Here is a 17560-nt window from a genome sequence, read left to right as displayed (position 1 = left end):
CCGGTGCCGTCATCGTCCGTCTCCGAACGGATCGAACGGTTTCGACGGGCCGGACTGCCCCGGCGGCTGACTCGGTCCCGGCCCCTGGCTGGGTCCTGGGCCCTGACCTCTCGGCGGCCCACCGAACGGGTCGTTGTTGCGCGGGGCAGGCGGCGGGGTGCTGCCTCCACCGAACGGGTCGTAGTTTCCGGCAGCAGGCGGCGGCGTGTTGCCCCCACCGCCGAACGGATCGAACCCGGACGGTGCGGGCCGCGATGGCGGGGAGCTGGGGCTCGACGGACCGGAACCGGTCTCGGTCGACGTCCGCAGTGTCGCCAGCACATTCGGCAGGCGATTGGTCATATCGTCGACGACCGACTTGCGGACTGTCGGGCCCGCGTCGTCACCGATGAGCAACGCCACGACCGCACTGTCTGCCGGTCCCTGCAGGTCGTGCAGAACGAACCACCTGTTGTGCACGGCGAGTGGCAGTCGCGCCTCGTGATTCTTGCCGTGGGTGGCGGGCAGCGTCGACGACGCTCCGACTCGGCCCGGGGCGACTGCGGTGACGAATCCTGCTCCGACCGGCGACCATCCGACATGGGTGCGCAGCTGCACGCCTGCCACGTCGAGGGATCGGGCCGGAGAGTCGAGTCCGCGGACGACCTCGATGAGATCGCGATCGTTGAGTGCGAATGGGGAGCCGTTGCGCAGCACACTATTTCCCGAGATCGTGACCGGGAACTGCTGCCCTTTGAGGGTGCGGGCGGGAATTTTGGCCGTGAACCACTTTGCGCCGTACAGCAACAGCAGCGGAATGCCAGGCCCCAGCAACAGCGCCACGATGAGCGCCAGGAGTGCATTGCCGGTGTCGAGCGGCTTCTCGAGGTCGGCGGTGAACTCCACATCGATAGGCAGGGCACGATCGGCTTCGCCATTGGGTGCCACCATCAGTGCAACCGTGCCGTTGACGGGACCGTTCGCTGCGTTCTCCACCTGCAAAGCGATAGGGAGCGTTCCTTCCTGTCCATCATCGAGCGCCTGACAAGAGTCGACTGATGTAGCTCCCGACGTCGACAGTCCGAGGCTACCCACGCCATCGGGAGATGCAACGATGGAAGTTCCAGCGTCGGCAGGGAGCCATACGCAACCGGGGCCGGAGATCGGCAGGTCGACGCTGAATTGCCCGGCACCCTCGACCGTTCCGAAATCGATGGTCCGAGGCAGGGCGGGGAAGCCGATCGGCGGTGCAATGGTGAGCGGCACGTCCACTGACTGCGGAGCAAGGGCAGTTCCAGGCTCGACGGTGCCGTCGAGCGTAGTTGCGTCGGCGGTCGTCACGTTCAGGGTGAGCCGAACCGACGCCTGGCCGGGTGCCACGTCGGAGAGATCGAGGCGCAGCGGCTCGCTGATCTGTTCCTTCGGGATATCCGAGCCGACGATGGTTTGCGTGCCGTCGCTCTCGATAAGTGTGGCTGCCAGCGTTGCGGTTCCAAGCAGAGACTCTGGGTCTACTTCGGTGCGCGAGGCGTCGACTATCCCCAGATCGATAGGCACGTCGGACTCACCGCTGTGAATTGCCGTGGTCCGCTGCCCTTTCCACTCGGGGAAGAGATTTCCCGAGATGTGGATGTTCGAGCGTGTGCGAGCGCCTGCGGCTTCACCAGTGGGGTCGACGAACACCAACGCCCACACGCCCTGCCACCGGGGCGAGTCTGGATTGTTCATGTCGAACGAGAGAGTGCGCTGCGACTGCCACCGATAGGTGACGCTCACTCCGGCAGCGTCGACGGTCAGGTCCGAATCAGATGACGGCAGCGGCACTTCTGTGCCGTCGGGAGCCACGAGCGTGGGTACCAACCCGGAGACGTCAGCCGATCCTAGGACGGACACGGTGTCTATCGAGTTATCCAGAACGAAGCGGTGCTTGCCTTCTTCACAGACCGTCAGTACGCAGACGCCTGTTTCGCGGGTCAGGGGTGCTTGCCCTGGAGTGGAGAATGCATCGAACGCGAACAGCAGGTCATCGATGTTGCCCGCGAGATAGAAGTCGCCAGGGCTCGGGCTGGCGATGTTGCCGCAGGCTGTGCCGCCTGCCGGTTCTCCGGTGGCGATGGATCGCATCACATCGAAGTCGGCCGGCTGCGCGGTGCCTGCGGCAAGGCCGATACCGAAGAGCACGATGCCGGACGACCGCAGTTGATCGGCGACGCCACCTGGGCGGCAGATCGATTCGGTTGCCGCGCCGACTACTCGCGTCACATCGTCCGCTGTATCGAGCGGCAGGTCGGGCGCGTACGGCTTGTTGGTGTCTGCGCGCGGAGTGAAGTCGATTTTGCCGTCCGAGAACCAGGCGACGGCCTGGCATGGATCGACGCCATCGACGGGTTGGGTGTGGTCGGCAAGGGTCTGCCTAGCACCGTCGAGCGCCAACCAGTAGTCGGTGTCGATGCCGTTGTTGCGGTCACGAAATCCTTCGACCGCATTCTTGATCGACGGCAACGAACCCGAGTCGAGAGCCGACCAATCCGATTTCACCGAGTAGGTGTCAGCGAAACCGGCAACTGCGACGTCCAGGTCGATTCCGGAGGATTCCTTGTACTTGGTGAGCTGATCCAACAAGTAGTTCGCCGACGTTATGCGGGCACCATCCGGATCGGAGGCTTGCAGGCTCGACGACTCGTCGATCATCAGCAGCAGATCTCCGCTGCGTTGTGCCGCGAGGCAGGCACCGAAGTCCGAGACTGCGGCACCTCCCGGTGCTGCTGCGGCGGGTGGGGCGAGAACAACCGAGATCGCGGCGCATGCGACCACCAGGGTCGCCGAGAAGAGTGCGCCGGCTTTCACTTTGTTCACAGTCGACCAATCCAGTCAGCGATGCGCAGCGCGCAGATGATGATCCCGACAGCCGCGATGATGATGACGGCCCAGTACGCGGGTTTGACCCACGTCGGTTCCGCATAAATCGGCCGCGCTCGGCGATTGGTATCGAGCAGCGTGAACGCCGAGAGGACGCCGATGGCAATTGGCCCCGCCAACACCCATCCGACCACAGCGAGGGGGCCAGAACCACCTAGCGCCGCGCCGATGATCAACCCGATCAACGCCAGCGCACCGGAGACAATCAGATAGATCGTGGGTGGGCCCGCCACCGAGAGGTTCGATACGGGCGGCGTACCAGCCGACTGAGGGGGCGGCGGGGTCGATCCGGATCCCCTGTCGTTGCCGTAGCCGAACGGATCCGGTGATGATGACAAGTGCGAAATCCCCTCAGAGTGACGTGTGCGTGCGGCTGACGACGACGCAGTACACATCATCCCTTGGGGTATACGCGTCTGCACTCGACATGTTACGGCTCAACGGTATTCGAGTACGTCGATGTCAGACGTTGATTCCGAAATCCCGCGCGATGCCGGCGAGACCGGACGCATAGCCCTGGCCGATAGCGCGGAACTTCCACTCGGTGTTGTGACGATAAAGCTCGCCGAAGACCATCGCGGTCTCGGTAGACGCGTCCTCGCTGAGGTCGAAGCGTGCCAGTTCTCGATTGTCGGACTTGTCGACCACGCGAATGAACGCATTGACGACCTGTCCGAAGTTCTGATTCAGTTCGTCGGCGGCGTGGATCGAGACCGGAAAGACGATCGACTCGATCTCGGGCGAGAGCGCTGACAGCTCGATGTCGATGGACTCGTCGTCGCCTTCGCCCTCACCGGTGCGGTTGTCGCCAGTGTGCTCGATCGCGCCGTCGGGTGAACGCAGGTTGTTGTAGAACACGAAGAACAGCTCGTTCAGCACTTTTTTGTTGCTGCCCAGAGCAATTGCGCTCGCGTCGAGGTCGTAGTCACCGCCGCTGGTCGATCGGACATCCCACCCCAGACCGATTGTCACGGCGGTCAGCTGCGGGGCCTGCTTACTCAGCGAGACGTTTCCGCCCTTGGCCAGGGTCACACTCATGATTCGACTCCTTCATCCATCCGAGACCGATCCATCCGGGGTCCTGCGATCCGAAAACTACAACCCTTTACTTTTAGCAGACCAAATGGCCCGATTCGTGACGAACGCTCTTACGTCGTGCGTTTGAATGATTATCAACTGAGCGCTACCGACACGATGAACAGCAGAATCGCCACAGGTATCCCCACCGGTAGCCAGTTCCGCTCGAAAGGCCCGAAGACGGGCTCCGAGCCCGATGAAGCGGCTCGTCGCTTCGTTGCATTGTGGCGCGCACGAGTCAAAACGAGCACCGGGATGAAGGCCACGAAAAGCATGCCAAGAGCGATAGACGCCCCAGCGTCGGGATCTATCACCGCGACGACCACAAGTAGCGCAAAAAGACCGGAGATCACGTACACAGGGATCGACTTCCAGAGCGGTACGAGCCGCTTCTTCCTCCCGATTTCCGCGTCGAGTGCGCCATACGACGGTTCCGTCGCGACCGGTTCATCGAAGGCCTGCTGAGGCGAATGGTTTGGTGGAGTTGGTGCTGCAAACTGCGGCCGGGGCCCTTCATCGGGCGCGCTTGGCGCTTCCCATGGCTTCGAGAACGGGTCGTACACGTCGACCGTGGGCACCTCCGGCTCCGTGGCCGCCGCGATCGCATTCACTTGGCCGACCACGAAGCTCACGTCATCCGGACGCATAGTGCCCACATGGCGCGGGTCTTTACCTGGGGCGTGCACGGTGAGCGTGCGTCCACCAAACTTGGTGTTCGAGTCCGCACTGCCGATTTCGGATGACGCGATCTCGACGAGTGGACCCTTCTTGTTGACGCTCGCGCTGAAAAATGCGATCACTCGTCGATCGGTCACCGCAATCGCGTCGGTCAGAGGCCGCATCGTGTTGAACCGAGACAGCGCCCTCACTGATTCGCCTGGAGCAAGGTACTCGCGCAGCGACGCCATCCATTTGGTGGCGTCCTTCTCCTTCAGCGTGGGCCCGAGCGATGGCAGCATCATCATCCTGTCGAATTGGCAGCGTGTGGTTGTTCATCGCCCAGCCCGCCGGAAACGTTTCGATTCGCCGAAGCCTGCAACACCGCAAGCAAAGCGAACTACCCTTAGTGTGGCGCAGCGAACGCGGCCACACGCCTGCAACCGTTATGAGAACACCGTGAACTACCGAGCAGCATCGAGCCGACGTAGTGCTGTACGACGTTATGCAGGAATAGCTTTCACGGCGGTGCTACCGATCGTTGTTCTGGTGGGCGGATGCTCGAGCGACGAAGCCGGTGGCACCGGCGACGCAGTGCAGGTCACCGTCCCACCGCTCCCCCAAGTGAACACAACGTCTAGAGCGGCAACTACGACACCCACAACGACAGCCACCACCACGACAGCCGTCGCAACCACTCCGCCTGTTGTCACCACGGAACCCCCTGTCTACGTGCCACCGACGACCGAATACACCCCCGAACCGGCCTACACCCCGCCGGCCCCCGTCTACACGCCACCGCCGGTAGAGGTGCCTGAGTCCGTGGGCGGCGTGGTGCACCCGGGCTCATTCTGCGATGTTCCCGGCCTGCCAGGAGTTACCAACAAGGGCACTGCAATGGTCTGCGGAATTGGCTCCGATGGGCGACTCCGGTGGAAGAGCAGCTGAGGCGGCTCAATTGACGCGGCGGCAGCGTCACGAGATAGTAATGCCCGAACACGAAATTCTCGGGCGAAGGCAGAACAATCATCTACACGGCGACAGCAACGCAAAACAGCACTCATGAGCCGTTCACGGTCACGTTCCGGCACCCGGCACGAGAGGATCCGTCCACCGGCCTCGCCGGCCGTCGTATTCGTCGGTCGATCGGAACATCGGATGCGGATGCTGCTGAAGTCTTTGTCAGTCAGCTCAACTCATTGCTGCAAAAACAGCGATGGTGGGACTCGTCAGCTCGCCTCGAAGCAGAAAAGGCATTCAGCCCTACCGTGATCTCGGCGTTCTACGACAGCGCCGAACCTCGACGCCTTGATGCGTCGGTGACACTTCGCGACGACCATCTCCCCTTGCCCACCATCGAAGACGACTACCGCCGCGTTCTCATGATCGGAACCACGGGGGCCGGCAAGACGACCGTCATTCGTCAGATACTGGGTACGGATCCGGATCGCGACCGGTTCCCATCGACGTCGACCGCAAAAACGACCGTGGCTGACACCGAGATCATTGTCGCCGAGGGGACGTACAAGGCAGTCGTCACCTTCTTCTCCTCGGACGAGGTGACCGACCACCTCCTCGAAAATGGCGTCAGGGCAGCTTTATTGATCCGAAGCGGTGCTGCACCCGATGCGATTCGGTCTGCGCTCCTGGACCACGAAAACCAGCGCTTTCGCTTCAGCTACGTCCTCGGCCGAAAGCAGAACGTCAAGGCGGCGGTTCCTGTAGCCGTAGAACCCAGTGAGTTCGATGAGTTCGACGAATTCGAGGAGTCCGACTCTTCGCCTGGAGCCAACCCCGTGTTCGACGCCGAACCAACTCCACTCGAAGGCATCGACCTCGACTTCAGTTCGAGCCAAATCGATGCAGCAATCGAGGGCCTGAAGTTCCTGGTCTCGAGTCACGCTTCAACTAGCGATGACGGTGAAGCCGACGAGAAACTCGACTCGTGGCTGCGTCAGCAAGAAATGTTCCACGGCATAGTGGACAGCCTCTTGGACGACATGGACAAGAGATTCCGTGTCCAGCACATCGGGACCCTGTCGCGCGACCACACGGGCTGGCCCGAGACGTGGCATTTCGAGTCCGACGATCGCGCGACCTTCCTGAAAACGGTCAATCGATTCACATCCAACTACGCGCCATTGTTCGGTCATCTGCTGACGCCACTTGTCGACGGCATCCGCGTATCCGGGCCATTCCTACCGGATTGGACGGACGGTGAGCTTCCCAAGGTGGTACTCATCGACGGTGAAGGACTCGGTCACACCGCCAAGTCCTCAGCCGCGCTCCCGACCACGGTTGCACACACGATCAACCAGGTGGACGCAGTAGTATTGGTGGACAACGCCCAACAGCCGATGCAGGCGGCACCTACCGCCGCCATCCGATCTATCCTGACGTCCGGCAACATCGAGAAGCTGATCTTCTGCTTCACCCATTTCGAGGGTGTGCAGGGAGACAATCTCACAAGTGCGAGCGACCGGGCGCATCACATCCTCGCGAGCGTGGACAATGTGATCAGCGCGATTCGCAACGACTTCGGTCAGCGGCCGGAGCAGTCGGTCCGCGAGAGACTTGCCGATAATCGCGTGTTCCTTGCGGGTATCGACCAGCAGCTGAAACCTGGCAATCGCAATGGTAAATGGTCGATTTCGCAGTTCAAAAAACTACTCGAAATGATCGAAAGAAGTGCAACTGCACCGGAATCAGGTCTGACAACTCCGGCATACGAGAGGGCTTCACTCATCGAAGCTATCGAGACAGGAATCCGCCAGTTTCACTACCGCTGGGGTGGAATTCTGGGTACCGCCGAAGTTGAGGAAGTCCAGAAGCAGTCGTGGCAAAAGATAAAGGCTCTTTCCAAAAGATTTGCCGAAGGCAGCGCAGATCAATACGAGACGCTGCGGCCCAACGCTGAGCTTCGTGAATCCTTGAAAGAAGAGATCTACAAGGCATTGGAAAGACCTCGATGGAACGGGCGGCCGCCGGAGACCGCAGAAGACCAAGCCGTGGCGATAGACCACTTTGCGAACAAGATTGCTCAACGGTTGGTTGATCCGATCCAGAAGCGACTTTCCGAGCTACCACGCTCAGACTGGCAGATCAGCTACAACTACAGCGGTACCGGATCTACAGTTTTGCGGGCCGCCCACATCTCCCACGACATTTTCGCTAAGAACGTCACTGTGCACGGGGAAGGACAAAACTCGGAATCAACCACCTTTCTGCAAATCGTCGCTGCTGCAGTCGAAGCAGCGGCAGCAGAAACGGAAGTCTCGCTTACCTGACAGACGAGCCATCGTCCGTCAGTCGTCAGATTCGATCGTCGTTCGCAGGTACGCGAGCGCAACGATCCAGAAGATTATCCAAAATCCCGCTGGAATAGGGAATGCGGCAGCCCCGATCACGTTCACTACTATCAGTAGTCCGAGAATTCCAACAATGCGTCCGTTCAGCCGTCCGCCTCCAGTTGGAGGGGGCGGGCTCGGCCTCGCTTTGCTGACCAGGCGGACATCCGCCTGCTTCTTGGCCAGTCGTCTGGCGTAGCGATCGTAGATCATGACCGCCGCAGTGTTCACCGGTTTGCTTTCCCACTGGGAATCGAACGTGAAAAGCGCGACATCAGTGTGCTCAGCGTATGAGAAAGCCTCTGCGGTGTAGCCACCACGCGAAAAATAGACGAGGTCGATCGATTTCTCCATCCCGCGGGCAAGAAACAGATTTGTCAGTGCCGCCCGTTCAACTGCCGCTTGGTCACTCTTGACTTGAGCTATCGCTGTTCTCGAACGAATGATCGTCCCGTAATCGCTTCGATCGTCTGAGGAGCGAACGTACTTGTACCCAAGCTCCCGCATCTCGCGGGCCATTTGTTTCTCAGACTCCTGCTGACGCAGCTCGTAACTCGCCAATGAATGTGCTCCTCTTCTTCAGCTGGGGTTCTTGTTGACCAATCTTAGGACGAGCAGCCCCTCCACCCGGCCAATACCGCCTCCGCGTTCAGAGCCGACAGACCGTCAATACTATTCAGCAACCGCAGCTACGAGATCCCGCGATTGATCTCGGTGAAGACGGCCGTCTTCGATGAGCAAGTCCGCCACCGAGCTCATCAGAACTTCAGATTCCGCGCAAACCCGCTGGCCATCAAATAGTTCGACAAACTGCGACATCGCATTTGTTGGCGGCGCTTCACGCGCCCGGCTGATGACATGCCACCTGCGCAAACGGCCCGAAAGACCCTCGCCTCGGTCCGTGGACCCAAGCGGCCGCCGGCCGGCATCGGTCGCGCCGCCGTGCACGATTGCTGAAATACACAATCTCGCGCAGCTCAGGTCACCACCTCAGCGTCACGAAAGATTGACTCCAGTAGGAACATACAAAGCAGGTAAAGTCTCAACATGTTCTTGCCGCCCTGAGAAACTCCACCCGCACACACGCCATCCGGCCATTTCTGCGCCAACACAGCCTGGCATGTCCGCGCGTCAGTGCATTCGCCTTAGCGTGCACGAACCCCCGACTCACCGTATCGGGTGTCATCAGGAACAAAGAACCAATTACCGAGCACAGGATTGTACTCAAATATTCCTGCCCCAGTTTGGGCAGTGAGAACATTGAATATATCCTTACTCAGGGTTACGCCTCCTCCAGCCTTCGGCGAAAGACTTCTTTTGGCGGAGCGGATTTCGTGATCTGTCACTTCAACGCTAGCGTCCTGCACTTCCTCCAAGGTCCACCATTGACCGGTCCGCGGGTTTCGGATGTACGCCTCAGGAAGATTGGTGTCGAGCGCACTGTAGTGCCCCGCAACCAGGCTGAATGTACCGACGAACCCTGGGTAGTGCAACTTAATGTCACGCAACAAACTCCGCACCAGTTTAGGCGTAAACTCCACCTCAAAATCTTCAGCGTCATCTTCGTCGTCTTTAGCCAGGTCTACTCCCATGGCCTTCAGATTGTAGTGACAATTGCATACCCTTGTACAGATCGCGTTCAGTGCAAAATGAACTGGTCCTCGGATCCCCAAGCGAATCGCGTGCGATGAGACCGTCTCCAATCAGCGACTCGAAGACCTCAGCCATACGAGTCTTGACCTCCAGTGACGCACGTTGCCCGCCGAAGGTCTCGACAACCTGCGACATCAGGTTCTTGTAGTCCACCGTGACCGATTTCTGGACGGTTCTACCAATCGCAAGGGAAGGCCCTCGTTGGCCGACAAGTGGATTCGATCCGTGCAATCCTCTGCCGCAGCGAGATTTTCTCGCGAGCTCTCGTCAGAGCTGTCGCCGTACCTCGGGTCCCGCAGTGGCATAACGACATCGATAACGAGGGCCACCGGTTTGTCGTTGTCATCGACCGTCGCGTCCGTTTGGAGGGTTTGGGCGTGGAAAGTGCGGATGCCGAGGGCACTATCACTAGGGAGTGCCTTCACCTTCGGTTGCATCTGGGCTGATCAGAGCGGTGTCGCGACCAGCGCAGACGACGGCTGGGCGAAGGATGCATGGGAAGCGCCGGGCGGGCCCGGCTCGCTCATCGACGCATTCATCGTCGACGGTCAGCGCTTGGACGTCAATCCGTGGGACTCAAGGGCTGCCTGGCTGAGGGGCCACCTCAATTCGACTTGCCGTGCATCCAGCTGATGACGTCAAGGACTCGCAGCGCGCTGATCTCCTCGGGCAGGCCTGCTTTGGATCTGATGACCTCAAGTCTCGTGTGCAACGCCCCGCTGTCGGTACGGAGAAGCTCCCTAATTGGCTCGCGATGAAGCATCTTGGTGTTCAGAACGCGGCCAATGACGACGTCATAGATCGGTACGAGGCGCGGGCGCTTGCGGGCCATCAATTTCGTGGCCTTGGTGCGGCCGATGTCGTGGATGCTCCTCAGCTCTTGCTCTAGCACCCAGATTGGCGTGTCGGCTGTCAGCGCCTCGCCCTCGTTTACGAGGTCGCGATCAGGGCCCACAGCTTCCAACAGTTCAGTGAAACGCGCAGCTCGAGTCACGAGAAGTTCACGTGCAGCACGGGCTTTGATGTTCACAGACAAAAACGTGATTGCCACTAGATCGTCGGCGGTAAATCGATTGGTATTCGCTGCGCGGTCCCGTGGTGCCCAGCTGTCGAAGTACGCGCCCGCGTAACAACCGGAATCGAGATACGGGCGACCGTAATACAGCCGGAGGAGATCGACCGCGTCATCGTCGGTGGATACCGTCAATGGTGGAGGAAGTGTGGCGTTCATAGCGGTCGATCATGCCCGATCCCGATGTAGTCGGTGTGCACAATACTGTTGATTACGAGCGTTGTTCGCTCAGCGGAGATCGACACCCACGCAGTTACCGCGACTGGGCGGTCGATTTGAAAGCACGAACGGTCGATACGCGCGAACGCTCGCGGAAAGGTGATGAACTCGATCGAGTCCTGCCCATCGACAACACGACCTGCGGCCCAGTCACCGCCCTCTTCTGTTGCCCTGACTGCCACTTCCGCGAGTACGCCGTGGACGACGACATGCGTACCGTCCAGCACATCTTGATTTAGCGCTACACGCACCTTAACGAGGGGGGGTAAGTCTCTCCGCAAGGCGTCGTCGTTGTTCATGGTGCGCAGGCTGCCATACGGCACTGACATGCACGCAGCACAAAGATTTAGAAGAATCATCGGCGAACGTGGCCGTGCTGACCTTGCGCCACAGGAGCACACTGGGACGCGAAGGAGTTAAAATCTACGTCTCTCCAAAACGCCAGCAGAAACTGGTCGCGCAAACACCAACACAACCCGACTCACCTGCTCCCCAGTCGCCCTTGCAAGCAGGTCCGCATACACCGACAACTGGGTCCAGTAGGCCTCCAGAGTCGTCGCTGTCACCCCGACATCCGTCTTGTAGTCAACAATGACCAGCGACCCGTCGTCTTCGCGATACACCAGGTCCGCGATCCCCTCGACCACAATGGTCTCGTTTGGCGACATGCCCGCGAGCTGCATTTCCTGCCAATGCTCGCGCGCGGCAGCTCGCTGCACAGGCTCAGAGCTGAACACAGACTTCGCCAACAGAGCGAACCGATCGAGATCGACCAAACCAGCCAAAGTGCCCGCATTCCGGGCCTTCTCGTCGAACTCAGAATCCAGGGCCGAATCGAGCGGCACCGTCTCCAACAACGCATGCAAGGCGATACCCAGCGTCGTGCCGCTCTCGACAGACCCGACCAGCGGCGCAACCACCTCGATCGAGCTCGCAGGAAAGACAAGACCCGCCAACCAATACTCCGACAACACTGCTTCGTGTATCGGCAGAAACGGATGCGCAATCTGCGTCGCCGACACCGTCGACGGCAACGCAGAGATCTCAGCCACCTGCGCAGTCTCGGCCTGCCATTCGTCCCAGCTCTGCGACGCAACCGAACTCGACTGGCCTCTGTCCTCGACCCGCATTGGCTCGATCAGATCGGGAACCGCGTTGGGAACACCCGCGGTTCCTGCAGCGAGAGTCTTGCCCCAACTTCCCTTCGCTCCGATATAGCCCGACACAGCAAGGAAACTCTCCGCCCGCGTACACGCCACGTACAGGAGACGAACGCGTTCGGCCTCGGTGTGCGCCTTCTCAGTCGTGGACACGCTCGTGTAGTCGACGGATTGCACTGCGGCGCAGACGTTCAGATGCATCGACCCGTCATCGCCCCACACCACCGGATCGGACGTCGTCCGGAATCCACCACTCATTCCCGCGACGATGACCATCGGAAACTGCAGTCCCTTGGCGGCATGCATGGTCATGATCCGCACAGCATTGACCCCGACCTCAGGCAACACCGCTTCGGTGACACGCGCGTTCTCGTCCTGCTGGGTTTGTGCCCACGCGAGGTAGTCCCTCAGATCGCCGCCGTCCTCGCCGTACCAGGCGTGAGCCTGATCGATGACGAACCGCAGTCGACGCCACACGTCCCGATGCCGTGGTGAATCCATCGACACCTCGAACACCCGACGGTCGGCAGCCAAACGACTCAGCAGCGCACCGGGGCTTAACAACCCCAGCTCGAACCAGACCGATTTCAGATACGCACGCCCCGCCGCGACGGGCGATTCTTCCAGACCCACTGGTGCGTCAGAGAAGAAGTCCCACCGTCCTCCCGCTGCCTTCCACCGAAGCAAATCATCGTCCCCGCAACCGAACAGCGGCGTCCGCAATGCAACAACGACCGCGGCTTCGTTCGCCGTATCAGCGAGGGCGCGACAAGTGACGAGCAGATCATGGACCTCCTGCGTCGAATAGACCAACGATGATGCTTCGGAACGGAACTCGATACCGGCGTCATCGAGTGATCTCTCGAGAAACGGCAGTACTGCGCGCGACGGGATGAGGATGCAGATATCGCTGAGGTTCACTGGCCGATGGGTGTATTCGCCGAAACCCACCGGCCTCCTTCTGCCACCCCTGGTCGAGCGCGGTCGCGATGATGCGCGCGACGTCCCGTGATTCCCGGGCGCGCAGCACTTCTGACGCCGTCAGCAGGTGCTCGTCTTCGACTGCCTCGCCGGAGTCTTCGAAGACGAAGGGAGCCGGGCCCCACCCTGTGCCGACGTACCATTCCGGTCGGCCTGGTGCTGGATCGAGCGGCGTGTAGTCGGGCTGGACATAGGCGTTGGGGACGATCAGGGATCCGAACACCGAATTGACCCAACTCAAAACAGGTTTAGTGGATCGGAAGTTCGTGGTGAGTCGAACCACGTCGGCGGTATCCGTGGCATCACGCGCCGCCATGTACGACGCGATATCCGCGCGACGGAACCTGTAGATCGACTGCTTCGGATCTCCCACCGTGAACAGTCGGCCCGGCTCGTCGGGACCGTCGACGATCAACCGCGCAATCTCCAATTGCAGAGGGTCGGTGTCCTGGAATTCGTCCAGCATGATCCGCTGATAGGAGCTGTGAACGATCCGACGAACGTCGTCATGACGCAGCACGTTTCGGGCGTAGACGAGCAGATCGTGGAACTCGAGCTCGCCCCGTCGACGACGCTCGGCGGCCTCGTCGACAATCACCCGGGAAAGATGGTGCACGACGATCGTCAACGCAGACGCAACGTACCGCGTCCGCTCTGCAACGGCAGCAGCGTTCAACTCGTCGATCGAGCTCTTGATGTCCTTGACCATTGCAGCGCCGCCGACCCAGTTCGGCCCCCTGCCGCCGCGGCCTTTCGTCGGACATTCCGCCGCGACTGCGATCCAGGCCGTGGAAGATCGGGCGTCGGCCATCGCGACTCGCCACTCGGCGATCGAGGACAACCGCATGAGAAGTTCGTCGGACGGATCCGTGCAGTCCCTAGCAGAATCGACAACCTCATCGGCGGCACGCAGAAGAGCATCAATATCCGCGACGGCCATCGTTGGCGCAACGTCGTCGAGGATCAATCGGTCCCAGCTTCGATCGAGCGCGTCGGCGAGAGTTCGTACCTGATCCAGCGACGCTCCCGCACCCAGGATGATGCGCAGTGCGTCCGTGAGGCCGCTGGGCGCGGCGTGTTCATCGGCGAAGAGCGCAGCCCGCATTCTCCGCCAGCGGCGCTCGAACGAGAGCTGCGAACCCATCGCATCCACGACGGCCACACGCGGCGGTACCCCTGCCTCCAGCGGATGTTCGCTGACGATGCGTGCGGCAAACGAGTGCAGTGTCCCGATCGCGGCTGTATCGATCTGCTCCATCGCCTTCTCGGCAGCATCGCCCGAGAAAGACGCGAGATGTGTGCGGACTCGTTCGCGGAGTTCGGCCGCAGCCTTCTCGGTGAACGTGATGGCCGCGATGCGGTCGAGTTCGACCCCATCGACGAGTATGAGGTGACAGATTCGCTCGACGAGTGAGTGCGTCTTGCCGCTTCCTGCGCCGGCCTCGACGAACAGCGTTGCAGAGGTGTCGGTTGCGATGCGTGCTCGATCGACGCGGTCGACCAAAAGGGTGTCTTCGTCTGCCATGTCAGTCTCCGTACTTCGCGCGGTAGTCGGCGAGCTCAGGCACGTCTCGTAGGCTCGACCACGCTCGTTCCAGTCCGGCTTTCCCGATGAGGTCGATCAGCGGGTTGGCCCAATTACTGTCCGGTGGACGCGGCGGAAAATACCCGGCTCGAATCATCCTGTGCACCCGAAAGATATCCGCCTTCAGCACTTCGACCGCGGCATCGGTGAGCGGATAGCCGATCGTCTTGTAATTCGCCTTGTGGTTGACGAACCAATACCGTGTCGTGACGTCGTTGCCCATCGGCAGCGCCAACAGTCCATATACGGGGAGCTGAAACTTGGTGCCGCTGTCGGTTGGCTCGGACTCGGAGAGCTTTCCGTACGACGTCGCCTGGCCGGACTTGTAGTCGGTGACCCGAATACGCCCATCGGAGTGACGATCGATCCGGTCGATCTTCCCGGCGAACGCGATTTTCTCGCCGACTACATCGAGAACCAGGCCATCGGGTTCGACGCCGAAGTTTCGTTCGACGTGCAGTGGTGTCCAACCGTCGTCACGATCGGCTCGATCGAGTGCGAACCACTCGACGAGTTCGTGCCGGATGATGCTGCTGTCTTTCTCCCACAGCTGCGGCAACCATCCGGGAGCGTCGACGCGGGCGTCGGCGAGGACCTCTTCGGAGACTTCGACGAGGTGCTCGAGCGTGGCGTCGATGCCGTCGATCGTTCCTTGCACGTAGCGCTCGAGGGACAGGTGGATCAGGTTGCCGCGGGTCAGCGGATCGAGCTGCGCGGCGTCGTCAGGATCGTCGAGTGTGTCGACACCGAGGACTGTCTTTACGAAGAATCGGTACGGGCTGTCGACCCAGTCTTCGAGCCTGCTCGCCGAGACCGGTTTATCGAAGAACGTCACGGCGTTCTCGATGTGGGAGACGTTGCCGTTGAAGCGGGTGAACCGGCCGTGCAGTCTGTCGCTGCGAAGTTCCATCCCCGCATCGACGATCGAGTCGTCCAGGGCACCCCGGCGGTCATCCGCTGCGTGCTCTGCCAGTGCGCGCAAACGCCATTCGGTCTCCGAGGCGGCACTGACGCCGATACGAGGATCGACGGTCTGCGTCGAGACGTCGAACGACTCGACCGTGACGATGGACTCGACGTCGGCGGTCTGCTTCTGCCAGTCGACGACGCCGATCTTGTTTCCGGACAGGGCATCGAGCGTGGGCATGAGCCAGCGCGACGGCACCTTCTCCGCTCCCCCGCGCATACTCCCGCGGGGGAAGGACACGATGCGGTACTTCTGTCCCGACGCCAGCGTGGCGAGGAATTGCGACTTCTGGTTCTGGATCTCGTCGGCGAGAGCGCGGCCGACGAGTGCGCTCGGCAGCAGCGGATCCTCGCTCCGTGTGGCGGGAAGAATGCCCTCGGCTGCACCGACGACGATGCAGACATCGAAGTCTCTTGCTGCGCCGGCGGCCAGTGGGCCGACTGTGACGGCGGATGTCGTGGTTCCGACTGTCTCCGGTACCGCATCGATTCGCACGGAGATCGCATTGACGATTCCCGGCAGGGTGGGCGGCGGTGCCACGCCGTCCAGCTCGCCGAGCTCCTGGCAGATCGTCATCAAGTCGCGTATGTCCTTGGTGGCGGAATTATCTGGCTGTTTCGACCGGCTGTTGAAGTACCGCCCTAGAACGTCGATCACGCATCGCGATGCCTCAGACCACGTCGCGGCGTGTGCGACCGCGTTTAGATCATCGCGGAGACTGGTCACCAATGAATGCACTGCTGTGGCGACGTCGGCGTCACGGTCCCCGGGGTCCAGCTCCGTGAGTCTTTCCCAGTCGGAGCCGCCGACAATCTTGATCCTTGCGCGAGTCAGACGCTCGACGCGCCGGAGTGGAAGAGCTGCGATAGGAGTTCCGTAGTACAAGGTCACGACGCGTTCGGACAGTATCGACAGCAATTCGCGTCGGGACATGACGTCGGTGTCGATACTAAGCAGTCGGCGCAATGATCGTGCGACCGGCCGATTTCTCATGGTGTGGCACTGTTCGCCGGCAAATTCGATTCCCGCGCTGTCGAAGTGCTCGTGGATCAGACGTAGGTAAGGATCGGCGTTCGCGTGGAACAGACCGATCCGGTGTCCGGGAACTCCGGCAGCGAGATGCTGGCGTACAAGCCTAGTGATCGACCGAACCTCGTCGTCGGCGTCCGATGCATGAAGCACTATGGTGCCGAGCGGTTCAACATCGCTCTCGACCAGCTGACCACGGTTCGTAAGGGCATCGAGAAACTGCGATGCTCCGGCGTCCGCAGCTGTCGGGAGAAACACCACCACCTCACCCAACTCATGGATACGCGATGTTGCAGCGGCGTATGCCTCGTGCGGAAGGTAGTGCGTATCGGTGTACGCGGCGGTCGCGGCAGTGTGGACACGGAGCATGTCTCGCACGAGAGGAGTCGCGTCGGCGGGTGATGGGTCAGCTACCGCACCGAGCGTGCGTGAGGCAGCGGCCAGAGCTTCGGCGGTGATGGGCTGATCTGCAACATCGACGAACACTCCGGGCTCGTCGGCGAGCACCTTCTGCACTGACGCGGCGAGATACGGGAACGGCAGTGGGACGCGGGGTGCCAGTGCAGGGGCAACCAGCGTGTCGACAGCCAGATCGAGTGTCAGGACTCGAGTGTTGGCGACCCCGCCGTGCCGGGCGAGGTACTGCAGAACGTCTCGGATGGCACCTCGACTAGGCACGATCAACGTGACGAGCCGAAGTGGGCGGCCCCCTTTCGCTCGGGTAACGGCGTCCACGAGGCGGCCATACAAATCGTTTCCCACCCTCACATCATGTCCGACTGTCATACTCCACGTCCGACGCTTGGCCAACGCAGACACGCGGGGGGTTCTTAGTCATCACCACCTGCCTTGCGGCACTAGCGAAGAGACCAGCGAAAGCACCAGGAAGATAGTGATGCTAAAGAATGTTGCTGA

The 17560-nt window shown here is 61.0% G+C and carries 12 protein-coding genes; 1 reads left to right on the top strand and 11 read right to left on the bottom strand.

Features of this window, described 5'->3' with window-relative positions; genetic code table 11:
• Nucleotides 1–9 precede the first annotated feature (9 nt).
• The 4 genes from RHODMAR_RS11690 to RHODMAR_RS11675 all read right to left on the bottom strand — a co-directional run bounded on the left by RHODMAR_RS11690 (nt 10) and on the right by RHODMAR_RS11675 (nt 4940).
• Nucleotides 10–2835, bottom strand: coding sequence for a VWA domain-containing protein (locus tag RHODMAR_RS11690; protein ID WP_008714723.1), 2826 nt, complete (start codon nt 2833–2835; stop codon nt 10–12).
• Nucleotides 2832–3236 carry a hypothetical protein gene (locus tag RHODMAR_RS11685; RefSeq protein ID WP_008714721.1) on the bottom strand — a complete coding sequence of 135 codons (405 nt, stop codon included), beginning with the start codon at nt 3234–3236 and terminating at the stop codon, nt 2832–2834. Before RHODMAR_RS11685 ends, RHODMAR_RS11690 begins: the two co-directional genes overlap by 4 nt.
• Before the next feature lie 124 nt (nt 3237–3360).
• Nucleotides 3361–3936, bottom strand: a complete 576-nt coding sequence (locus RHODMAR_RS11680) for a TerD family protein (RefSeq protein WP_008714719.1) — start codon at nt 3934–3936, stop codon at nt 3361–3363.
• Nucleotides 3937–4070: 134 nt separating this feature from the next.
• On the bottom strand, nt 4071–4940 hold the full coding sequence (locus RHODMAR_RS11675; protein ID WP_042938871.1) for a hypothetical protein: 870 nt from the start codon (nt 4938–4940) through the stop codon (nt 4071–4073).
• Nucleotides 4941–5900: 960 nt separating this feature from the next.
• Here RHODMAR_RS11675 and RHODMAR_RS11670 point away from each other — a divergent pair.
• A complete protein-coding gene (locus tag RHODMAR_RS11670) occupies nt 5901–7919 on the top strand; it encodes a hypothetical protein (protein ID WP_051047967.1) in 2019 nt (672 codons plus the stop codon).
• Between the two features lie 18 nt (nt 7920–7937).
• Here the strand turns inward: RHODMAR_RS11670 and RHODMAR_RS11665 are convergent, their stop codons facing one another.
• The 7 genes from RHODMAR_RS11665 to RHODMAR_RS11635 form a co-directional block, all read right to left on the bottom strand.
• Nucleotides 7938–8540 carry a restriction endonuclease gene (locus RHODMAR_RS11665; RefSeq protein WP_008714712.1) on the bottom strand — a complete coding sequence of 201 codons (603 nt, stop codon included), beginning with the start codon at nt 8538–8540 and terminating at the stop codon, nt 7938–7940.
• Between the two features lie 584 nt (nt 8541–9124).
• The gene (locus RHODMAR_RS11660) at nt 9125–9571 is read right to left on the bottom strand and encodes a hypothetical protein (protein ID WP_008714710.1); all 447 of its coding nucleotides are present in this window, start codon (nt 9569–9571) and stop codon (nt 9125–9127) included.
• A 665-nt stretch (nt 9572–10236) separates the two neighbouring features.
• A complete protein-coding gene (locus RHODMAR_RS11650; protein ID WP_008714706.1) occupies nt 10237–10863 on the bottom strand; it encodes a DUF6308 family protein in 627 nt (208 codons plus the stop codon).
• Nucleotides 10860–11222: a hypothetical protein gene (locus RHODMAR_RS11645; protein WP_157226070.1), complete on the bottom strand. Its 363-nt coding sequence runs from the start codon at nt 11220–11222 to the stop codon at nt 10860–10862. The genes RHODMAR_RS11650 and RHODMAR_RS11645 overlap by 4 nt, the downstream gene beginning before the upstream one ends.
• 117 nt (nt 11223–11339) lie before the next feature.
• Nucleotides 11340–13004 (bottom strand): 3'-5' exonuclease, encoded by a 1665-nt coding sequence (locus tag RHODMAR_RS29040; protein WP_232433634.1) that lies wholly within the window; start codon nt 13002–13004, stop codon nt 11340–11342.
• A complete protein-coding gene (locus RHODMAR_RS29035; RefSeq protein WP_008714700.1) occupies nt 12931–14589 on the bottom strand; it encodes a UvrD-helicase domain-containing protein in 1659 nt (552 codons plus the stop codon). Before RHODMAR_RS29035 ends, RHODMAR_RS29040 begins: the two co-directional genes overlap by 74 nt.
• Nucleotide 14590: 1 nt before the next feature.
• On the bottom strand, nt 14591–17323 hold the full coding sequence (locus tag RHODMAR_RS11635; protein WP_232433638.1) for a PD-(D/E)XK nuclease family protein: 2733 nt from the start codon (nt 17321–17323) through the stop codon (nt 14591–14593).
• Between the last annotated feature and the right edge of the window lie 237 nt (nt 17324–17560).

Source organism: Rhodococcus sp. AW25M09 (assembly GCF_000333955.1).
GTDB lineage: Bacteria > Actinomycetota > Actinomycetes > Mycobacteriales > Mycobacteriaceae > Rhodococcoides.
The sequence above is the reverse complement of the archived record's forward strand: the minus strand, read 5'-3'. Positions and strand labels throughout refer to the sequence as shown.

What these genes read in the sequence shown, in the direction of transcription:
- RHODMAR_RS11680 (WP_008714719.1), bottom strand. Translation starts at nt 3,936, where the DNA reads ATGAGTGTGACCCTGGCCAAGGGCGGAAACGTCTCGCTGAGTAAGCAG.
- RHODMAR_RS11675 (WP_042938871.1), bottom strand. Translation starts at nt 4,940, where the DNA reads ATGATGATGCTGCCATCGCTCGGGCCCACGCTGAAGGAGAAGGACGCC.
- RHODMAR_RS11660 (WP_008714710.1), bottom strand. Translation starts at nt 9,571, where the DNA reads ATGGGAGTAGACCTGGCTAAAGACGACGAAGATGACGCTGAAGATTTT.
- RHODMAR_RS11650 (WP_008714706.1), bottom strand. Translation starts at nt 10,863, where the DNA reads ATGAACGCCACACTTCCTCCACCATTGACGGTATCCACCGACGATGAC.
- RHODMAR_RS11645 (WP_157226070.1), bottom strand. Translation starts at nt 11,222, where the DNA reads ATGAACAACGACGACGCCTTGCGGAGAGACTTACCCCCCCTCGTTAAG.
- RHODMAR_RS29035 (WP_008714700.1), bottom strand. Translation starts at nt 14,589, where the DNA reads ATGGCAGACGAAGACACCCTTTTGGTCGACCGCGTCGATCGAGCACGC.